Consider the following 18,306-nt stretch of genomic DNA (forward strand, 5'->3'; position numbering starts at 1 on the left):
CCCGCCCCTCTCCCCGGCGCCACCCCGGTGGCCCAGATGATTCGACTCCAGAACGTATCCAAGACCTACTTCACCAAGGGCAAGCGCGGCGGCGTTGAAGCGCTCAAGCCCGTCGACCTGCATGTGCCCCAGGGCCAGATCCACGGCGTGATCGGCCTGTCCGGCGCCGGCAAGTCGACCCTGATCCGCTGCGTGAACCTGCTCGAGCGCCCGACCACGGGCACCGTCACCGTGGACGGCCAGGAGCTCACCGGCCTGTCCCGCGACGCGCTCAACCAGGCGCGCCATCGCATCGGCATGATCTTCCAGCACTTCAACCTGCTGACCTCGCGCAGCGTGTTCGACAACGTCGCCTTACCGCTGGAGCTGATGGGCGTCAGGAAGGCCGAGATCCTTGATCGCGTCACCCCGCTGCTGGAACTGGTCGGCCTGTCCGACAAGGCCAGCCACTACCCGGCGCAGCTCTCCGGCGGCCAGAAACAGCGCGTGGCCATCGCCCGGGCGCTGGCCAGCCGCCCGCGGGTGCTGCTGTGCGACGAGGCCACCTCGGCACTCGACCCCCATACCACCGGCGCCATCCTGGAGCTGCTGCAGGACATCAACCACAAGCTCGGCCTGACCATCCTGCTGATCACCCACGAGATGGAGGTGGTCAAGACGATCTGCCATCGCGTCAGCCTGATCTCCGGCGGCGAGCTGGTCGAGGAGGCCGAGGTCGGCGACTTCTTCACCGCCCCCGGCACCCAGCTGGGCCGAGACTTCCTCAACGACTTCCTCGAGCTCGAGCCGCCGCGCAGCCTGATCGAGCGCCTGGAAGACACGCCCGGCGACAAGACGCACCCGGTGGTACGCCTGGCCTTCTCCGGCGATGCCGTCTCCACGCCGCTGATCTCGCGACTGGCCCGGGAGTGCGGCGTCGACGTCAGCATCCTCGAGGCCAAGGTGGAGTCGATCCAGGATCGCACCCTGGGGCTGATGATCGCCGAACTGATGGGCGACGCGAACGACACGCGCCGCGCCATCGACTACCTGGAAACCCATGACCTGAAGGTGGAGGTGCTCGGCCATGTCCAGCGCGATGATTGAACTGATCCTCGAGGCCACCCTCGACACGCTCTATATGGTGGCGATTTCCGGGCTGATCTCGGCGCTGGTGGGCATTCCGCTGGGCGTGCTGCTCAACGTCACCCGCCCGCGGCAGATTCTCGCCCAGCCGGCGCTCAACGGCGTGCTCGGCATGATCACCAACGTGGGCCGCTCGGTGCCCTTCATCATCCTGATGGTCGCGATCATCCCCTTCACCCGTGCCCTGGTCGGCTCCTCCATCGGCACCAATGCCGCCGTGGTACCGCTGACCATCGCCGCCATCCCGTTCGTGGCGCGGCTGGTGGAAGGCGCGCTGAACGAGATCCCGCCGGGGCTAGTGGAAGCCGCCCAGTCCATGGGCGCCACGCCGTGGCAGATCATCACCAAGGTGCTGCTGCCCGAGGCCCGCGGCGGTATCTTCACTGCCCTGACCGTGACCATCGTCACCCTGGTCAGCTACTCCGCCATGGCCGGCGCAGTGGGTGGCGGCGGCCTGGGCGATCTGGGCATTCGCTACGGCTACAATCGCTTCAACCCCACCATCATGCTGATCACCGTCGTGATCCTGGTGGTGCTGGTGCAGGGCTTCCAGAGCCTGGGGGACTACCTGGTGCGCAAGAGCGACCACAAGTGATGACTGACGCCGCTTGACTACTGCGCTCGACATCCTGGCCGCCGGCGGTACCGGTGCGCCGGCCCGGTCGCTCCTCATGTAGCGGGCTACACTCCGGGAGCTGCGCTCCGGCGGCGGCCAGCCTGCCTTCGCTCGTAACGTCAATCAGCGCCACCCCGTTGAGTTCACATCAGGCTGATAACCAAATCACATTACACATCTCGTTTTTATACCTTTATAGTCGTGGGCAAACCTCACGTCAGCTTCGACAGGGAGACATCGACATGCGCAGCATCCTGACCCGCGGCCTCGCCGCCTCCGCCCTGGCCCTGGCGATCGGCCAGGCCAACGCCGACGAGCACAGCATCAAGGTCGGCACCGTGGCCGGCCCCGAGACCGACGTCATGCAGGTGGCGGCCGACCTCGCCGAGAAGCGCTACGGCCTGGACGTCGAAATCGTCGAGTTCACCGACTACGTCACGCCCAACGCCGCACTGGCCGACGGCAGCCTGGACGCCAACGCCTATCAGCACGAACCGTACATGCAGTCGATGATCAACGACCGCGGCTACGACTTCGCCATCGCCGGCCGCACCTTCGTCTACCCGATCGGCGCCTACTCCGAGAAGTACGACAGCATCGACGCGCTGCCGGACGGAGCCACCATCGCCCTGCCCAACGACCCGACCAACGAGGGTCGCTCGCTGATCCTGATGCACAAGCAGGGCCTGATCACCCTGGACGATCCGGAGAACCTCGAGGCCACCCCGCTGAACGTGGTCGAGAACCCGCACGACTTCGACTTCCGCGAGATCGAGGCCGCCCAGCTGCCCCGCGTGCTGCCCGACGTCGACATGGCCTTCATCAACAACACCTTCGCCCAGCCGGCCGGCCTGGGCCTGGACGACGCCCTGATCAAGGAAGGCCCGGACTCTCCCTACGTCAACCTGATCGCCGTGCGCGCCGGCGACGAGGACCGCGAGGAGATCCAGCAGCTGGTCGACGCCTACCAGAGCGACGAGGTCGTCGCCAAGGCCGAGGAGCTGTTCAAAGGGGCCGCCGTCCCCGGCTGGACCACCGACGACGCCGAGTCCGAGAACGCCGAGTAATCCGCGTCGAACGATCGCGAATCGCGCTATCGAAGGGGCCGGCCACTGAGCCGGCCCCGCGCGTTGAAGGAGACACCATGACCGACTACGCCCTGCTCGCCCGCCAGCTCGACGCCCTGCTCGACACCCGCGACTGGCTGACCAACAGCGCCCAAGCCTGCGCCTTCATCATGCAGCAGGTACCCGAGCTGAACTGGGCAGGCTTCTATCTGCAGCGCCAGCCCGAGGTGCTGTCGCTCGGGCCCTTCCAGGGCCAGCCCGCCTGCCACCCGATCCCGTTCAGCAAGGGCGTGTGCGGCGCCGCGGCACGCACGCGCGAGACCCAGCGCGTCGACGACGTCCACGCCATTCCCGACCATATCGCCTGCGACGCCGCCTCCCAGGCCGAGCTGGTGATCCCGATCGTGGTGAACGACCGCCTGTGGGGCGTGCTCGACCTGGACAGCCCGTCGCGCGGCCGCTTCAGCGCCGACGATCAGGCCGGCCTCGAGGCCCTGGTAAAGGTCTTCATCGAGCGCAGCGACCTCGCCTGAGGCCTCGCTCCGCCTGGCGCCTGGCAGCCACGAAAGCCGCCGGGCGGAGCGCATCGTCCCGCGCCGCCCAGACACAGGCGCAACGAAAAACGCCCCGCAGCGTGAGCCTCGGGGCGTTTTTCTGGAATCTGGTAGGACCAGGCGGATTTGAACCGCCGACCTCCACGATGTCAACGTGGCGCTCTAACCAACTGAGCTATGGTCCTGCTGTCGATGTCGCGGCGCGATGGTAGGACCAGGCGGATTTGAACCGCCGACCTCCACGATGTCAACGTGGCGCTCTAACCAACTGAGCTATGGTCCTGCTGTCGATGTCGTGTGCGCTGGTAGGACCAGGCGGATTTGAACCGCCGACCTCCACGATGTCAACGTGGCGCTCTAACCAACTGAGCTATGGTCCTACTATCACCGTCTGCGACGTTCTGTGCCGTGACAACGGATGCGTATTCTACGGACCCCGCGGAAAAATGCAAGCCCTTGAGTTCGCCGAATGATTCGCCGATTCGGCGCCGATTTCCGCCATCCGTATCCGCCCTGTTCCGCACCCGCCTGACGCCACGCTCGACACCGCAGCGGATCTCGCCAAGCGCCCGGATGTTCCTTTACGATCATGGCGAACCGACGACGCGTTCGGAGCCAGGGAAACCACGCCATGCAGCAACCACAACGACAAGACGCCATCGTCGAACTGATCCGCCGCCAGGGCTACGTGAGCATCGAGCAGCTGACCGAACACTTCGCGGTCACGCCCCAGACGATCCGCCGCGACCTCAACGCCCTGGCCAGCGAGGGCCGGGTGCGCCGGGTCCACGGCGGCGCCGGCATCGAATCGAGCACGGTCAACGCCTCCTACGACACGCGCAAGACGCTCAACCTCGACGCCAAGCGCCGCATCGCCCAGGCCGTGGCACGCCAGGTGCCCCACCATGCCTCGCTGTTCATCAACATCGGCACCAGCAACGAACTGGTGGCCGAGGCGCTGCTTGAGCATCAGGGGCTCGAGGTGATCACCAACAACCTGAACGTGGCCGCCACCCTGCACCACAAGGAGGACTTCAACGTCATCGTCGCCGGCGGCCAGGTGCGCGCCCGGGACGGCGGCATCATCGGCGAGGCCACCATCGACTTCATCCATCAGTTCAAGGTCGACATCGGGCTGATCGGCATCAGCGGCATCGACGAGGACGGCTCGCTGCTGGAGTTCGACTATCAGGAAGTGCGCGTGGCCCAGGCCATCATCCAGAACTCGCGCCAGGTCTTCCTGGCCGCCGACCACTCCAAGTTCCATCGCAACCCGGTGGTCCGTCAGGGCAACATCGCCCAGCTCGACGCCCTGTTCACCGACCGCGAGCCGCCGGCGACCATCGGCGCGCTGCTGCGCGAGCACGAGGTCGCACTGCATATCGCCTGAGACGCGCCGAGTATCGATGATCCGCCCGGCACCGAAATGTTCGATTTCACTCATGACTTCCCGCTGTCTCACCACTTCCTGACAGCGACGACCATCGCCTGACCGCCTCACACGCGCCTCGACATCGCACCCGCGGCGCGTCATTCCAGCCCCATCCAGCGGCGCCTTCTGCGCACCCCCTGAACATCACACCCCACCAAAGTCGTATCTATCAAGTCCCCGTATCGTCTTGCCGACGCCTGCCGCCTCCTCTAGCATAATTTTCGCTATCGAACTTATAAGAACGCCAAATGGCGAATTCGAACATTTCACTCGATGAGCCGATCACAACGACAAGCCGCCAATGGAGACCCGCTCATGACCCCCTTTCTCGGTGAACTGCTCGGCACCATGCTATTGATCATCTTCGGCGGCGGCGTCGTCGCCGGCGTCGTCCTCAAGGGCTCCAAGGCAGAGGCCAGCGGCTGGCTCGTGATCACCTTCGGCTGGGGGCTCGGCGTGGCCATGGCCATCTATGCCGTGGGCCGATTCAGCGGCGCCCACATCAACCCGGCCATCACCCTCGCCCTGGCGACGATCGGTGAATTCCCTTGGCGCCAGGTACCGATCTACCTGCTTGGCCAGTTCATCGGCGCCTTCCTGGGCGCGGTGGTGGTATGGCTGCACTATGCCCCGCACTGGCGCGCCACCGAGGATGCCGACGCCAAGCGCGCAGTGTTCTGTACCGACCCCGCCATCGCCAACGCCCCGGCCAACCTGCTCAGCGAGATCATCGGCACCTTCGTGCTGTCCCTCGGCGTGCTGGCCATCGGCGCCAACGACTTCACCGAAGGCCTGAATCCGCTGATCGTCGGCCTGCTGGTGCTGGCCATCGGCCTGTCGCTGGGCGGCACCACCGGCTATGCCATCAACCCCGCCCGCGACTTCGGTCCCCGGCTGGCCTACGCCCTGCTGCCGATTCCCGGCAAGACCGGCGCCAACTGGCGCTATGCCTGGATTCCGGTGCTCGGCCCGATCATCGGCGGCGTCGGCGGCGGGCTCTTCTATCAGCACGTGGTGGTCGAAGGCAGCCTGACGGTGCTGGCCGTGGCGCTTGCGGCCGTGCTGCTGTACCTGGTCGCCGGCGCCCTCGCCGGCCGCCGCGCCGCCTCGCGCCACCACGGCTGATCCCCACACGGCATCGGCACGCCTCTCGATACCGACCGACAATAAGACCATCGACGCCAAGGAATCTCGCTCATGACCGCTCGCTACATCATGTCCTTCGACCAGGGCACCACCAGCTGCCGCGCCATTCTCTTCGACGAGGAAGCCCGCATCGTCGGCAGCACCCAGAAGGAATTCACCCAGTCCTTCCCCGAACCCGGCCGGGTCGAGCACGACGCCATGGAGATCTGGGGCAGCCAGATGGGCGTCGCCCGCGAGGCGCTCGAGACCTACGGCATCAAGCCCGCCGAGGTCGCGGCGATCGGCATCACCAACCAGCGCGAGACCACCGTGATCTGGGATCGCCAGACCGGCAAGCCGATCCATCCGGCCATCGTGTGGCAGGACCGACGCACCGCGCCGCTGTGCGACGAGCTCAAGGCGCGCGGGCTGGAAAGCCATATCCGCGAGGCCACCGGCCTGGTGGTCGACGCCTACTTCTCGGGCACCAAGATCCGCTGGATCCTCGATCAGGTCGAGGGCGCCCAGGCGCGCGCCGAACGCGGCGAACTGCTGTTCGGCACCATGGACAGCTGGCTGGTGTGGAACCTGACCCGCGGCGAGCGCCACATCACCGACGTCACCAACGCCTCGCGCACCATGCTGTTCGACATCCATGCCCTCGACTGGGACGACCGGCTGCTGGATGCGCTGAACATTCCTCGCGCCATGCTGCCCGAGGTCTGCTCCTCCAGCGAAGTCTACGGCACCACCGACGGCGAGATGTTCGGCGGCGCCCGCATTCCCATCGCCGGGATCGCCGGCGACCAGCAGGCGGCGCTGTTCGGCCAGGCCTGCTTCGAGACCGGCATGGTCAAGAACACCTACGGCACCGGCTGCTTCCTGCTGATGAATACCGGCGAGACCCCGGTGCCTTCGCGCTCGGGCCTGCTCACCACCATCGCCTGGGGCCTCGACGGCAAGGTCACCTACGCCCTGGAGGGCTCGATCTTCATCGCCGGCGCCGCGGTGCAGTGGCTGCGCGACGAGCTCAAGCTGATCGACTCCGCCGAGGATTCCGAGTACTACGCCGGCAAGGTGTCGGACTCGGGCGGCGTCTATGTGGTCCCGGCCTTCGCCGGCCTCGGTGCGCCCTACTGGGACATGTACGCCCGCGGCGCGATCTTCGGGCTGACCCGCGGCTCCAGCAAGGAGCACATCACCCGCGCCACCCTGGACGCCCTGGCCTACCAGACCCGCGACATCATCGACGCCATGCAGACCGACTCCGGCATCACCCTGAAGTCGCTGCGGGTCGACGGCGGCGCCGTGGCCAACAACGTGATGATGCAGTTCCAGTCGGACATGCTCGGCGTCGACGTCGCCCGCCCCTGCGTCACCGAGACCACCGCCCTGGGCGCCGCCTATCTGGCCGGCATCGCCGTCGGCCTGTGGACCCAGCCCGAGGTCGCCGACAAGGGCGAGCTCGATCGCATCTTCACCCCCCAGATGACCACCGAGGACCGCGAGCGGCGCTACAAGGGCTGGAAGAAGGCCGTGCGTCGCACCATGGACTGGGAACGCGAAGACGCCGAATGAATCCGACCGGGCGCTCGCCGCGAGCGCCCGCAAGTCCTTTCCCGACGGAGCCTCTCTCATGCAACTGCGAGACAGCAACATCCGGCGCCTGGCCGATGAGACCTTCGATGTCCTGATCATCGGCGGCGGCATCAACGGCGCCTCCGCGGCGGCAGCGCTGGCCGGCAAGGGCGTCAGGGTGGCGCTGATCGACCGCGGCGACTTCGCCGGCGCCACCAGCCAGCACTCCTCGAACCTGGCCTGGGGCGGCATCAAGTATCTGGAAAGCCACGACTTCGGCCTGGTACGCAAGCTGTGCAAGAGCCGCAACCACCTGATCGAGAGCTTCCCCTCCACGGTGCAGGAGATTCGCTTCCTGACCACCGTGGGCCGCGGCTTCCGTCACCGCCCACACACCCTGTGGGCGGGTGCCTGGCTGTACTGGCTGATGGGCAACGGCGCGACGCGCATTCCCCACTACCTGCGCCCGTCCAGCATCCGCCGCCGCGAGCCCATCGTCGACGTCAGCGAGGCCGTGGGCGGGCTCGAATACTCCGACGCCTACCTGCACGACAACGACGCCCGCTTCGTCTTCAACTTCGTGCGCAGCGCCCTCGACCACGGCGGCTGCGCGGCCAACTACGTGGCCTCGGAAGGCGCCCGGCGCAGCGGCGACGGCTGGCTGACCCGGGTGCGCGACGAGATCGGCGGCGAGAGCTTCGAGGTTCGTTCCCAGGTGCTGATCAACGCCGCCGGCCCTTGGGTCGACGCCCACAACGCCCTTACCGGCCAGGCCACCGAGCATCGCCACGCCTATTCCAAGGGCATCCACCTGATCGTGCCGCGGCTCACCGATCACCACCGCGTGCTGGCGTTCTTCGCCGACGACGGCCGGCTGTTCTTCGCCATTCCCATGGGGCCGCGCACCTGCATCGGCACCACCGACACGCCGGTCGACTCGCCCGAGGTCTCGGTCACCGACGACGACGTGGCCTTCGTGCTCGACAACATCAACAAGCGCCTGAGCCTGGCGACGCCGCTGACCCGCGACGATGTCATCTCGACCCGCTGCGGCGTGCGCCCGCTGGCGGTCAAGGCCAGCGGCGGCGAGGGGCGCGACTTCCTGCAGCTGTCGCGCAAGCACGCCATCGACACCGACGAGAAGCATCGCCACATCAGCATCTTCGGCGGCAAGCTGACCGACTGCCTCAACGTCGGCGAGGAGATCGTCACCGAGGTCGAACGGCTCGGCATCGCGCCGAGCCATCCTGACGCCCGCTGGTACGGCGAGCCGGGCGACGACGTCAAGCGCGACTTCCTGCGCCAGGCCGAGCGGATGGGGCTCGATGACTTGACGCCGGTCAGCTCCAGCGAGCCGCTGACGACCCGGCTGTGGCGCCGTTACGGCCGGCACGCCTTCGAACTGCTGGAGCGCATCCGGCAGGACCCGCGCCAGGGCGAGCTCTTGATCGAAGGCACCGAGTATCTGCGCGGCGAGCTGGAGCAGGCGCGACAGCGCGAGATGGTCACCCGTCTCGAGGACTTCCTGCGCCGGCGCTCCAAGATCTCGCTGGTGGTGGGCGAGGCGCCGCTGCGCGCCTCGCCGGGCCTGCGCGAGGCCTGCGAGATCCTGTTCGGCGACCGGGCCGAGGAGCGGCTGGCGGACTACTTCGCCGGCGCGACGGACGACGAGGCCGCGCCCGCATCCGCCGACACGACGGTGGATGCGACACATGACAGCGCCTCTCGCGCCAGCGCCTGACAAGTCGACTTCGCGCAGCCTGCACAAAGGTCTTGCCACTCTCGCGATCGACCGTCTTAGCGCTTACCCTCGAACGACGGGGTGACGGACGACGCTCTTCATGGATCGACGCGAGGGAGGGGCAGATGCTCGGCGAGATACTCGGATGGCTGCTCGGCGGGATCGCCGCCCTGATGCTGCTGGCCAGCCTGATTGCCCGGGTGCCCGGGCACTGGTGGTGGCTGCGGGCCTGCGAGTTTCCTCGCCTGCAGATCGGCCTCGCCGGCGGCGCCTGCGCGCTGGCCTCGCCGCTGGCCGATACGGCCATGGCGCCCTGGATCGCCGCCACCGGCCTCCTCGTGCTCGCCCTTCAGCTGCGCCACATCCTGCCCTGGACGCCGCTGTGGCCGGTGCAGGTCAAGCGCGCCCGTCACGACCGGCCGGACCGCTGCCTGACGCTGCTGGTGGCCAACGTGCTGACCCCCAACCGCGACAGCGACGCCCTGCTGGCGATCATCCGCGAGCAGGCCCCCGACCTGATCCTGACCCTCGAGTCCGACGCCTGGTGGGGTGAGCGCCTCGACGAGGGGCTCGGCGACGACTGGCCGCATGCGGTGCGCGTGCCGCTGGACAACCTCTACGGCATGCATCTCTATTCCCGCCGGCCGCTGGTCGATCCGAAGGTCAAGTGGCTGATCCAGGACGACATCCCCTCGATCCACTGCGGCATCGAGCTCGAGAGCGGCGATCGTATCCGCTTCCACGCCCTGCATCCTCGTCCGCCGGCGCCCAGCGAGAGCGAGGAATCGCTGTGGCGGGACGGCGAGCTGATGCTGGTGGCCAAGGGCATCCACCAGGACACGGTGCCCACCGTGGTGGCGGGCGATCTCAACGACGTGGCCTGGTCGCGCAGCACCCGGCTGTTCTGCCGGGTCAGCGGCATGCTCGACCCGCGCCGCGGCCGCGGCATGTTCAGCACCTTCCATGCCCAGCACGCACTGCTGCGCTGGCCGCTGGATCACGTCTTCGCCAGCGAGCATTTCACCCTCGGGCGCATGCAGCGCCTGCCGCGCTTCGGCTCGGACCACTTCCCGATCCTGACCACGCTGTGCTATCGCCCCACCCGCACCGACGAACACGACAACCCGACGGCGACCAGGGAAGAGCATCGTGACGCGGTGGAGACCGTCGAGGAGGCCCGGGAGCGAGAACAGAACGACTGACCCGCCCCGGACCTGCCGATCCCCCTACTCGGGGATACCGCCCCGGGTCAGCGCCGCCGGATCCAGCAGCCGCTCGAGCTCCTCGCGACCGAGATCGGTCTCCTCGTCCGCCACGTCGATGATCGGCCGCCCTGCCTGGTAGGCCTTCTTGGCGATGGCCGCCGCGGCGTCATAGCCGATCACCGAGTTCAGCGCGGTCACCAGGATCGGATTGCGCGACAGCGGCTCACTGAGGTGATCCTCGCGCACCTTGAAGGTGGCGATGGCGCGGTCGGCCAGCAGCCAGGCGGCATTGCGCATCAGGGTGATCGAACCCAGCAGGTTGTCCGCCACCAGCGGCAGCATGACGTTGAGCTGGAAGTTGCCGCTCTGCCCCGCCACCGTCACCGCCGCGTCGTGACCGATCACCTGGGCGGCGGCCTGGGCGGCGGCCTCGGGAATCACCGGATTGACCTTGCCCGGCATGATCGAGCTGCCCGGCTGCAGCGCCTCGAGCTCGATCTCGCCGAGTCCCGCCAGCGGCCCGGAGTTCATCCAGCGCAGATCGTTGGCGATCTTCATGATCGTGCAGGCCAGCGCCTTGAGCTGGCCGGAGAGCTCCACCGCGGCGTCCTGGCTGCCGAGGCTGGCGAAGAAGCTGTCGTTGGGCGCAAGCGACAGCCCGGTCTGCCGGCCGAGCTCCTGGGCCATCCGGCTGGCGAACTCGGGATGGGCGTTGATGCCGGTGCCTACCGCGGTGCCACCCTGGGCCAGCCGGCACAGCCGCCCCATGGCGTCGTCGAAGCGCTCGATGGCCTGGCCGACCTGGCTCGACCAGCCGCCGAGCTCCTGGCTCAGGCGCAGCGGCATGGCATCCATCAGGTGGGTGCGGCCGGTCTTGACCACACCGTCCAGCGCCTCGGCGCGCACGTCGATGGTGCCGCGCAGGTGCACCAGTGCCGGGCGCAGCTCGCAGGCCACACCCAGCGCCGCCGACAGATGCAGCGCGGTGGGCACGACGTCATTGCTCGACTGCCCCATGTTGACGTGGTCGTTGGGCCCCACGTCCAGGCCATCGCGGCTGGCCAGATGGGCGATCACCTCGTTGACGTTCATGTTGCTGGAGGTTCCGGAACCGGTCTGGAAGACGTCCACCGGGAACTGGTCGTCGTGTTCACCGGCGATCACCGCCTCGGCGGCGGCCTCGATCGCCTCTGCCCGGGCGGCATCCAGCAGCCCCAGATCGCGATTGACCCGGGCCGCGGCCAGCTTGATGCGGGCGATGGCATGGATGAAGCCGGTCGGCATCGCCCGGCCGGACACCGGAAAGTTGTTCACCGCCCGCTGGGTCTGGGCGCCGTAGAGGGCGTCGGCCGGGACCTCCAGCTCGCCCATGCTGTCGCGCTCGATGCGGTGCTCGCTCATGTTCGCCTCCTGGCTGATGATTTCCTTTCACCATGGTGGCGCGCCTGCCGGCTTGCAAGACGCCGGCGCCACGAAAAGCCGATGCGCGGATGTTGCACTGCACAAATCACCCTGCTATTGTGCAATGCAACAGAGGAGAGAAGGCGACGGCATTCCGCCCAGGCCTTCGCAACGTGCGCCATCACAGGAGGCGAAGACGATGCAAAACTTCGATACCAAGCAGTTCACCGAACAGTTCGAATCCCTGTTCTTCGGTCCGGCCCGCGCCTATGCCAGCCTGTCCGTGGACTTTGCCGAGAAGCTGACCAACGCCCAGCTCGAGGCCGGCCGCGCCTACTCCGAAACCGGTATGGCCCAGCTCCGCGCCCTGCTCGACGTCAAGGACGCCGAAGGCCTGCGCAGCTACATGGAAGGCCAGCAGAAGATCGCCAAGGACCTGACCGAGCGCCTGAAGGGCGACGCCGAGAAGGTCGTCTCCCTGCAGCAGGACTTCGTCCAGCAGAGCCAGAAGCTGACCGAAGAGAACGTCAAGCAGGCCACCGAGACCGCGACCAAGGCGGCCAAGTAAGCCTGACGCTCGACGCCGCCTCTTGGGGCCACCGCCATCGGCGGTGGCCCCTTTCGTTGCGGATATGCGTTAAGCTCTCCCCCGCACAGGGCCAACCCTCACGGGAGAGTGCGATGACGACGTTCACGAACCGCGCGATAGCGCGTTTTTGCCTGCCCCTTCTAGCGGGCCTGATCCTCACCGGCTGCCAGGTGCTGCCGCCCGACGGCGCCACGCGGCGCGGCCCCGCCGAGGTGATCGACATCGGCGGCGAGGCTCCCGACACGACGCCGTCGCCCCAGGGGCGCGTGCCCCGCCAGGTCGCCTTCCCCGCCGACGAGTACGCCGCCCTGGAGAAGACCGGCAGCGCCGCGCTCAGCGGCCGCCTGACCCTGGATACCGCGGCAGGCACCGTGGTCGGGCGCGGCGAGACCGTCTCGGTGGCGCCGATCACCACCTACTCCGCCGAAGCCGCCGAACAGGCGCTGGCCGGACGCGCGGTGGAGCCCGCCGACCCGCGGGCTCGAGCCTACACCCACACCGCCCGCACCGATGGCGACGGCTACTTCATGCTGCGCGGCCTGCCGTCCGGCAGCTTCTATGTCTCCGGCAGCGTGGTCGACCCGACGAGCGGCAAGCGGCAGGTGATCATCCATCAGGTGTCGCTCTCCGACGGCCAGCATCGTGAAGTCCAGCTCGATCGCTGAAGCCGACTAGACTGAAGGCATTCCGGCGCGAGCGAATGCACCGCCTGCGCCGGCTACGCTGCCAGGGACACGGCCCCACAATCGCCCGGGACGGCCTCAACGAGCATCCGGTGCCTCGGCCCCGGCTCGATCCGGCCTCCCTGCCAGCCATCGGAGACTCGCCTCGACCGGCCGACGCCGGGAGGGGGATCTCATCATGCCACCAGTCCGCACCATTGCGACGCGGCGGCCAACGGCCCGCGCCGCATCTTTCATCCTGCTTCTCACGCTGTCACTGCTGCTGCCCTTCCTGCCCACGGCATCACCGGCCGCCACCCTCGCCGAGATCCGCGATCGCGGCGTCATCCGCATCGCCGTGGCCGATGAACGCCCCTACGGCTATCTCAACGCCGACGGCGAGGCGCTGGGCGCCGGGCCGACCGTGGCGCGCCATCTGCTCGCGACGCTGGGCATCGACGATATCGAGTGGGTCGAGACGACCTTCAAGGATCTGATCCCGGGGCTCGAGGAAGGCCGCTTCGACATGACCGCGGCGGAAATGGCCATCCTGCCGGACCGCTGCGGGCGGGTGCTGTTCTCCAACCCCAATACCTCCTACGGCGAGGGCCTGCTGGTGCGCGCCTCCAACCCGCGCCAGATCCACGCCTACGAGGCCTTCGCCGAGCGCGCCGACGAACTGGTGGTGGCCGTGCAGCAGGGCGCCGTCCAGGAGACCATGCTCGCCGCCCTGGGCGTCGCCCCCGCTCGCATTCTGCCGGTTACCACCCAGCAGGAGGCCATCGACGCCCTGCTCGACGAGCGCGCGGACGCCTTCGCCGCCACCGGACTGACCGTGGCGCAGATGGAACGCCTCGACGAGGGCGTGGAGGCGGAGTTCGATTTCGAGGATCCGGTGATCGATGGAAAGGAAGTCCGCTACTGGGGCGGCTTCGCCTTCCCGCAGGATGCCACGGACCTGAGAGAGGCGATCGACGCCGCACTGGCCGACTTCAAGCAGGACGACGAGTGGGAGCAGATCCTCACCCGCTACGGCTTCCTCAAGAAGGACATCCTCTACTCGTATCGCTTCAGCGCCGAGCGGCTTTGCCAACCGCAGGGTGGATGACAGGCCAATCACAAGACACTGTCTAGAAAGTCGGCGAGCAAAGGCTAGACAAGGCAAAAATCAGCGAAAAGCCGGAGTTTACGGGGTGTAAATGAGGACTTTGATCTGATTTTTAACGCCGTATAGCCGAGCGCAGACACTTTCGAGGTTCGTTACCAGCCCAGCGCCTGCTTGACGAACGGAATGGTCAGCTTGCGCTGGGCCGAGAGCGAGGCGCGATCGAGGGTTTCCAGGGCCTCGAACAGCGCATCGAGCCTGCGCGGCCCGCGGTGCAGGATGTAGCGCGCCACCTCGTCCGGCAGCTGCATGCCGCGCACCCGCGCCCGCAGCTGCAGCGCGGCCAGGCGATCGTCGTCGCCAAGGCCCTGGACGTGGAAGGTCATGCCCCAGGTCAGCCGCGAGGCCAGGTCGGGCAGCTTCACCGACAGCTGCCGGGGCGGCGCCTCGGCGGCGATGATCAGCCGCTTGCCCGCGTCGCGCAGGCGATTGAAGGCGTGGAACAGCGCCTCCTCCCAGCGCTTGCGCCCCACCACGCGGTCGAGGTCGTCGATGGCGACCAGATCGAGCCGCTCCACTTCCTCCAGCATCAGCGGCGGGAAGTGACCGAGCTCGGCCAGCGGCAGATAGAGCGCGCGACGATCGCGATCCGAGGCGGCGTGGCAGGCGGCCTGCAGCAGGTGGCTGCGGCCCACGCCCTCGGCGCCCCACAAATAAAGGAAGGGCTCGCCGTCGTCGTCGAGCTGCCGCGTCAGGCGATCGACCAGGGTAGCGCTGGGGCCGGGATGGAAGTTGGCGAAGGTGGCGTCGTCACGCAGCCCCACGCCCAGCGGGAGCTGCGCGGGTGCTCGATTCATGGTGACTCCTCGTCCTGGGGGCCGCGTCCCGCATCATAAAGTGTGCTGTTTTTATAATGCTCATGAAGATAACGCAACACCACCATCACTACGGCGGCCACCGGCAGCGCCAGCAGGATGCCGGTGAAGCCGAACAGCTGACCGCCGGCCAGCACAGCGAAGATCACCGCCACCGGGTGCAGGCCGATCTTGTCGCCAAGCAGCTTGGGCTGCAGCACGGTGCTCTCGACCAGCTGGCCGAAGCCGAAGACCCCGGCCACGGCGAGCAGCATCAGCCAGTCGCCGAACTGGAAGAAGGCCACCAGGCCGGCGACGCTGATGCCGACGATCACGCCCAGATAGGGCACGATGCTGGCCAGCCCCGACAGGAGGCCGATCAGCAGCCCGAACTTGAGCCCCAGCAGGGTCAGGCCGACGGCATAGATGACGCCGAGGCACAGCATCACGATCAGCTGGCCACGCAGGAAGGCCGACAGCACCTCGTCGCACTCGCCGCCCAGGCGCGCCGCCGCCGGCTCCCACTGACGCGGCAGCGAGCCACGCAGCTTGGCCACCAGCACGTCCCAGTCGAGCAGCAGATAGAAGGTCACCACCGGAATCAGCGCCAGATTGCCGATCCAGGCCGCCAGCGCCAACCCAGACTGGGACACCTTGGCCAGCAGGGTCGCGGCCACCGTCCCTGTCTCGCGCCAGTTGTCGAGCAGCGCCCGGCGCAACTGGTCGAAGTCGGTGCCCAGATCGATGCCGGTCAGGCGGCGGATCTCGGGCAGCACCGTGGCCTGCACCCAGTCCAGGGCCGCCGGCAACAGCTGGGCCAGCTGGCCGATCTGGCGCCCCAGCAGCGGAATCACCAGCAGCAGCGTCAGCACGATGACCAGCGTCAGCAGCAGGAACACCACCGACACCGACAGCCGCCGCGACAGCCCCTTCTCCTCCAGCCGGTCGGCCAGCGGGTCGCCGAGATAGGCCAGCACCGCGCTGATGAAAAACGGCGTCAGCACCGGCTCGATGCTGATGAAGAACCACAGCCCCAGCGCCGCCGTGACGGCCAGGACCCAACCCTGTCTGCGCATCTCGCTCTCCCTGTGTGATGCCCGGCACGGCGGTGCGAGCCGTGCGCCGTGATGCTACAATTCACGCCCCATCTTGCCCAGCCCGGCGGCGCCGACAGCGCCAAGGGCATTATTGACCGCAATGTTCATACAGGACAGGCCATGACCGATTCCACCAACCGCCCGAGCGGCGCCTCCCTCAGCTACAAGGACGCCGGCGTCGACATCGATGCCGGCAACGCGCTGGTCGACCGCATCAAGGGCGTCGCCAAGCGCACCAGCCGCCCCGAAGTGATGGGCGGCCTGGGCGGCTTCGGCGCCCTGTGTCAGCTGCCCAGCGGCTACCGCGAGCCGGTGCTGGTCACCGGCACCGACGGCGTGGGCACCAAGCTGCGCCTGGCCATGGACCTGGGCCGCCACGACACCATCGGCATCGACCTGGTGGCGATGTGCGTCAACGACCTGGTGGTGGCCGGCGCCGAGCCGCTGATGTTTCTCGACTACTATGCCACGGGCAAGCTCGACGTGGACATCGCCGCCGACGTGGTGAGCGGCATCGGTACCGGCTGCGAGCAGGCCGGCTGCGCCCTGGTGGGCGGCGAGACCGCCGAGATGCCGGGCATGTACGAGGGCAACGACTACGACCTGGCCGGCTTCTGCGTCGGCGTGGTCGAGAAGGACGAGATCCTCGACGGCAGCCGGGTCGCCGAGGGCGACGTGCTGCTGGGCATGGCCTCCTCCGGCCCCCACTCCAACGGCTACTCGCTGATCCGCAAGATCCTCGAGGTCTCCGACGCCTCGCTGGACATCGCCATCGACGGCAAGCCGCTGGGCGAGGCGCTGCTCGCGCCGACGCGCATCTACGTCAAGCCGCTGCTGTCGCTGATCAAGGAAACCGACGTGCCGGTGCACGCCCTGTCGCACATCACCGGCGGCGGCCTGACCGAGAACCTGCCGCGCGTGCTGCCCGAGGGCGCCGCCGCCCGCGTCGACGTGGCCAGCTGGGAGCGCCCGGCGGTCTTCGACTGGCTGCAGCAGCAGGGCAACGTCGAGGAAAACGAGATGTACCGCGTGCTCAACTGCGGCATCGGCATGGTCATCGCGGTGCCGGCCGACAAGGCCGACCAGGCCCGCGCCCATCTGCAGGGCCTCGGTGAGACGGTCTACCGCATCGGCGAGATCGTCGCCCGCGGAGACGACGAGGAGGTCGTCCAGCTGGAGAACCTGAAGGGATGAGCGACAGCGACTACAGCAGCGACACCCTGCAGGACTTCACCCCCGAGCCCGCCGAGGCTCGGCGGGTGGTGGTGCTGATCTCCGGCAACGGCAGCAACCTCCAGGCGCTGATCGACGAACAGACACACGACCGACTGGGCGGCGAGATCGTCGCGGTGATCTCCAATCAGGCCGACGCCTACGGCCTGCAGCGCGCCCGCGAGGCCGGCATCGACGCCGTCGCCCTGCCCCATCGCGAGTACGATAGCCGCGAGGCCTACGACGGCGCCCTGATCAAGGTCATCGAGCGTCACGAGCCCGACCTGGTGGTGCTGGCCGGCTTCATGCGCATCCTGACGCCGCGCTTCGTGCAGCGTTTCCTGGGCCGGCTGATCAACATCCATCCGTCCCTGCTGCCGGCCTACCAGGGCCTGCACACCCACGCCCGGGCGCTGGCCGACGGCGTCGCCGAGCACGGCTGCAGCGTGCACTACGTCACCGAGGAACTCGACGGTGGCCCGGTGCTGCTCCAGGCGGCGGTCAAGGTGGCCGACGGCGAGACCGAGGAAAGCCTCAAGGACAAGGTCCACGCCCGCGAGCACCTGATCTACCCGATCGCCGTGAAGTGGTGCCTCGAGGGTCGCCTGCAGTTCGGCGACGGCGGCGCCCGCTTCGACGGCATGCCGCTGCCGGAACAAGGCCTGCGCATGTCCCACGCCGACGCGGCCGAGGAGCTGGACGAGGATATCGAGGAGTAAGCTGCAAGCTGCAAGCTGCAAGCTGCAAGCTGCAAGTCGGCAGCGTGAAACCGCCCGAAGCACAAGAAACCCCCGAAGGCTAAACCTTCGGGGGTTTCTTGTAGCTCGGCGCTTGTAGCTCGGCGCTTGTAGCTCGGCGCTTGTAGCTCGGCGCTTGTAGCTCGGCGCTTGTAGCTCGGCGCTTGTAGCTCGGCGCTTGTAGCTCGGCGCTTGTAGCTCGGCGC

17 protein-coding genes and 3 tRNA genes are annotated in these 18,306 nt (G+C 67.8%); 14 read left to right on the forward strand and 6 right to left on the reverse strand.

Annotated features, from left to right (window positions below):
* Nucleotides 1-36 precede the first annotated feature (36 nt).
* The 4 genes from MYL53_RS04810 to MYL53_RS04825 all read left to right on the forward strand — a co-directional run bounded on the left by MYL53_RS04810 (nucleotide 37) and on the right by MYL53_RS04825 (nucleotide 3,341).
* Nucleotides 37-1,086 carry a methionine ABC transporter ATP-binding protein gene (locus MYL53_RS04810; RefSeq protein ID WP_247852321.1) on the forward strand — a complete coding sequence of 350 codons (1,050 nt, stop codon included), beginning with the start codon at nucleotides 37-39 and terminating at the stop codon, nucleotides 1,084-1,086.
* Complete coding sequence (locus MYL53_RS04815; protein WP_247852322.1) at nucleotides 1,067-1,720, forward strand: methionine ABC transporter permease; 654 nt, start codon at nucleotides 1,067-1,069, stop codon at nucleotides 1,718-1,720. The genes MYL53_RS04810 and MYL53_RS04815 overlap by 20 nt, the downstream gene beginning before the upstream one ends.
* 263 nt (nucleotides 1,721-1,983) lie before the next feature.
* Entirely contained in the window at nucleotides 1,984-2,808 is an 825-nt protein-coding gene (locus tag MYL53_RS04820) for a MetQ/NlpA family ABC transporter substrate-binding protein (protein ID WP_247852324.1), read from the forward strand.
* Nucleotides 2,809-2,885: 77 nt separating this feature from the next.
* A complete protein-coding gene (locus MYL53_RS04825; protein WP_247852325.1) occupies nucleotides 2,886-3,341 on the forward strand; it encodes a GAF domain-containing protein in 456 nt (151 codons plus the stop codon).
* Nucleotides 3,342-3,470: 129 nt separating this feature from the next.
* On the opposite strand, the gene MYL53_RS04830 is transcribed toward MYL53_RS04825, so the two are convergent.
* The 3 genes from MYL53_RS04830 to MYL53_RS04840 all read right to left on the reverse strand — a co-directional run bounded on the left by MYL53_RS04830 (nucleotide 3,471) and on the right by MYL53_RS04840 (nucleotide 3,742).
* A tRNA-Val gene (locus tag MYL53_RS04830) sits at nucleotides 3,471-3,547 on the reverse strand.
* A 21-nt stretch (nucleotides 3,548-3,568) separates the two neighbouring features.
* Nucleotides 3,569-3,645 (reverse strand) — tRNA-Val (locus MYL53_RS04835).
* Nucleotides 3,646-3,665: 20 nt separating this feature from the next.
* A tRNA-Val gene (locus MYL53_RS04840) sits at nucleotides 3,666-3,742 on the reverse strand.
* A gap of 251 nt (nucleotides 3,743-3,993) precedes the next feature.
* Between MYL53_RS04840 and MYL53_RS04845 the strand changes: the two genes are divergently transcribed.
* From MYL53_RS04845 to MYL53_RS04865, 5 genes are all read left to right on the forward strand, one after another.
* Entirely contained in the window at nucleotides 3,994-4,752 is a 759-nt protein-coding gene (locus MYL53_RS04845) for a DeoR/GlpR family transcriptional regulator (RefSeq protein WP_247852326.1), read from the forward strand.
* A gap of 357 nt (nucleotides 4,753-5,109) precedes the next feature.
* A complete protein-coding gene (locus MYL53_RS04850) occupies nucleotides 5,110-5,919 on the forward strand; it encodes an MIP/aquaporin family protein (RefSeq protein WP_247852327.1) in 810 nt (269 codons plus the stop codon).
* Nucleotides 5,920-5,991: 72 nt separating this feature from the next.
* The gene (gene glpK, locus MYL53_RS04855; protein WP_247852328.1) at nucleotides 5,992-7,497 is read left to right on the forward strand and encodes a glycerol kinase GlpK; all 1,506 of its coding nucleotides are present in this window, start codon (nucleotides 5,992-5,994) and stop codon (nucleotides 7,495-7,497) included.
* A gap of 58 nt (nucleotides 7,498-7,555) precedes the next feature.
* Nucleotides 7,556-9,238, forward strand: a complete 1,683-nt coding sequence (locus MYL53_RS04860) for a glycerol-3-phosphate dehydrogenase/oxidase (protein WP_247852329.1) — start codon at nucleotides 7,556-7,558, stop codon at nucleotides 9,236-9,238.
* Nucleotides 9,239-9,375: 137 nt separating this feature from the next.
* Nucleotides 9,376-10,440: an endonuclease/exonuclease/phosphatase family protein gene (locus tag MYL53_RS04865; RefSeq protein ID WP_247852395.1), complete on the forward strand. Its 1,065-nt coding sequence runs from the start codon at nucleotides 9,376-9,378 to the stop codon at nucleotides 10,438-10,440.
* 24 nt (nucleotides 10,441-10,464) lie between these two features.
* On the opposite strand, the gene MYL53_RS04870 is transcribed toward MYL53_RS04865, so the two are convergent.
* Entirely contained in the window at nucleotides 10,465-11,844 is a 1,380-nt protein-coding gene (locus MYL53_RS04870) for a class II fumarate hydratase (RefSeq protein WP_247852331.1), read from the reverse strand.
* 199 nt (nucleotides 11,845-12,043) lie between these two features.
* Between MYL53_RS04870 and MYL53_RS04875 the strand changes: the two genes are divergently transcribed.
* The 3 genes from MYL53_RS04875 (at nucleotide 12,044) to ehuB (ending at nucleotide 14,203) form a co-directional block, all read left to right on the forward strand.
* Nucleotides 12,044-12,412: a phasin family protein gene (locus MYL53_RS04875; RefSeq protein ID WP_247852333.1), complete on the forward strand. Its 369-nt coding sequence runs from the start codon at nucleotides 12,044-12,046 to the stop codon at nucleotides 12,410-12,412.
* 113 nt (nucleotides 12,413-12,525) lie between these two features.
* On the forward strand, nucleotides 12,526-13,098 hold the full coding sequence (locus tag MYL53_RS04880; RefSeq protein ID WP_247852334.1) for a hypothetical protein: 573 nt from the start codon (nucleotides 12,526-12,528) through the stop codon (nucleotides 13,096-13,098).
* A 196-nt stretch (nucleotides 13,099-13,294) separates the two neighbouring features.
* Nucleotides 13,295-14,203, forward strand: a complete 909-nt coding sequence (gene ehuB, locus MYL53_RS04885; protein ID WP_247852336.1) for an ectoine/hydroxyectoine ABC transporter substrate-binding protein EhuB — start codon at nucleotides 13,295-13,297, stop codon at nucleotides 14,201-14,203.
* Between the two features lie 152 nt (nucleotides 14,204-14,355).
* Here ehuB and hda read toward each other — a convergent pair whose 3' ends face one another.
* On the reverse strand, nucleotides 14,356-15,057 hold the full coding sequence (hda, locus tag MYL53_RS04890) for a DnaA regulatory inactivator Hda (protein WP_247852338.1): 702 nt from the start codon (nucleotides 15,055-15,057) through the stop codon (nucleotides 14,356-14,358).
* Entirely contained in the window at nucleotides 15,054-16,130 is a 1,077-nt protein-coding gene (locus MYL53_RS04895) for an AI-2E family transporter (protein WP_247852339.1), read from the reverse strand. Before MYL53_RS04895 ends, hda begins: the two co-directional genes overlap by 4 nt.
* A 141-nt stretch (nucleotides 16,131-16,271) precedes the next feature.
* Here MYL53_RS04895 and purM point away from each other — a divergent pair, with 141 nt between their 5' ends.
* Together purM and purN are read left to right on the forward strand one after the other, a co-directional pair.
* On the forward strand, nucleotides 16,272-17,345 hold the full coding sequence (gene purM / locus MYL53_RS04900; protein WP_247852340.1) for a phosphoribosylformylglycinamidine cyclo-ligase: 1,074 nt from the start codon (nucleotides 16,272-16,274) through the stop codon (nucleotides 17,343-17,345).
* Nucleotides 17,342-18,082 carry a phosphoribosylglycinamide formyltransferase gene (gene purN / locus MYL53_RS04905; protein WP_247852342.1) on the forward strand — a complete coding sequence of 247 codons (741 nt, stop codon included), beginning with the start codon at nucleotides 17,342-17,344 and terminating at the stop codon, nucleotides 18,080-18,082. Before purM ends, purN begins: the two co-directional genes overlap by 4 nt.
* The last annotated feature ends 224 nt before the right edge of the window (nucleotides 18,083-18,306 follow it).

The organism is Halomonas getboli (genome assembly GCF_023094245.1).
In the GTDB taxonomy this organism is placed as follows: Bacteria; Pseudomonadota; Gammaproteobacteria; order Pseudomonadales; family Halomonadaceae; genus Halomonas; species Halomonas getboli.

What these genes read in the sequence shown, in the direction of transcription:
- MYL53_RS04810 (WP_247852321.1), top strand. Translation starts at nt 37, where the DNA reads ATGATTCGACTCCAGAACGTATCCAAGACCTACTTCACCAAGGGCAAG.
- MYL53_RS04815 (WP_247852322.1), top strand. Translation starts at nt 1,067, where the DNA reads ATGTCCAGCGCGATGATTGAACTGATCCTCGAGGCCACCCTCGACACG.
- MYL53_RS04820 (WP_247852324.1), top strand. Translation starts at nt 1,984, where the DNA reads ATGCGCAGCATCCTGACCCGCGGCCTCGCCGCCTCCGCCCTGGCCCTG.
- MYL53_RS04825 (WP_247852325.1), top strand. Translation starts at nt 2,886, where the DNA reads ATGACCGACTACGCCCTGCTCGCCCGCCAGCTCGACGCCCTGCTCGAC.
- MYL53_RS04845 (WP_247852326.1), top strand. Translation starts at nt 3,994, where the DNA reads ATGCAGCAACCACAACGACAAGACGCCATCGTCGAACTGATCCGCCGC.
- MYL53_RS04850 (WP_247852327.1), top strand. Translation starts at nt 5,110, where the DNA reads ATGACCCCCTTTCTCGGTGAACTGCTCGGCACCATGCTATTGATCATC.
- glpK (WP_247852328.1), top strand. Translation starts at nt 5,992, where the DNA reads ATGACCGCTCGCTACATCATGTCCTTCGACCAGGGCACCACCAGCTGC.
- MYL53_RS04860 (WP_247852329.1), top strand. Translation starts at nt 7,556, where the DNA reads ATGCAACTGCGAGACAGCAACATCCGGCGCCTGGCCGATGAGACCTTC.
- MYL53_RS04870 (WP_247852331.1), bottom strand. Translation starts at nt 11,844, where the DNA reads ATGAGCGAGCACCGCATCGAGCGCGACAGCATGGGCGAGCTGGAGGTC.
- MYL53_RS04875 (WP_247852333.1), top strand. Translation starts at nt 12,044, where the DNA reads ATGCAAAACTTCGATACCAAGCAGTTCACCGAACAGTTCGAATCCCTG.
- MYL53_RS04880 (WP_247852334.1), top strand. Translation starts at nt 12,526, where the DNA reads ATGACGACGTTCACGAACCGCGCGATAGCGCGTTTTTGCCTGCCCCTT.
- ehuB (WP_247852336.1), top strand. Translation starts at nt 13,295, where the DNA reads ATGCCACCAGTCCGCACCATTGCGACGCGGCGGCCAACGGCCCGCGCC.
- hda (WP_247852338.1), bottom strand. Translation starts at nt 15,057, where the DNA reads ATGAATCGAGCACCCGCGCAGCTCCCGCTGGGCGTGGGGCTGCGTGAC.
- MYL53_RS04895 (WP_247852339.1), bottom strand. Translation starts at nt 16,130, where the DNA reads ATGCGCAGACAGGGTTGGGTCCTGGCCGTCACGGCGGCGCTGGGGCTG.
- purM (WP_247852340.1), top strand. Translation starts at nt 16,272, where the DNA reads ATGACCGATTCCACCAACCGCCCGAGCGGCGCCTCCCTCAGCTACAAG.
- purN (WP_247852342.1), top strand. Translation starts at nt 17,342, where the DNA reads ATGAGCGACAGCGACTACAGCAGCGACACCCTGCAGGACTTCACCCCC.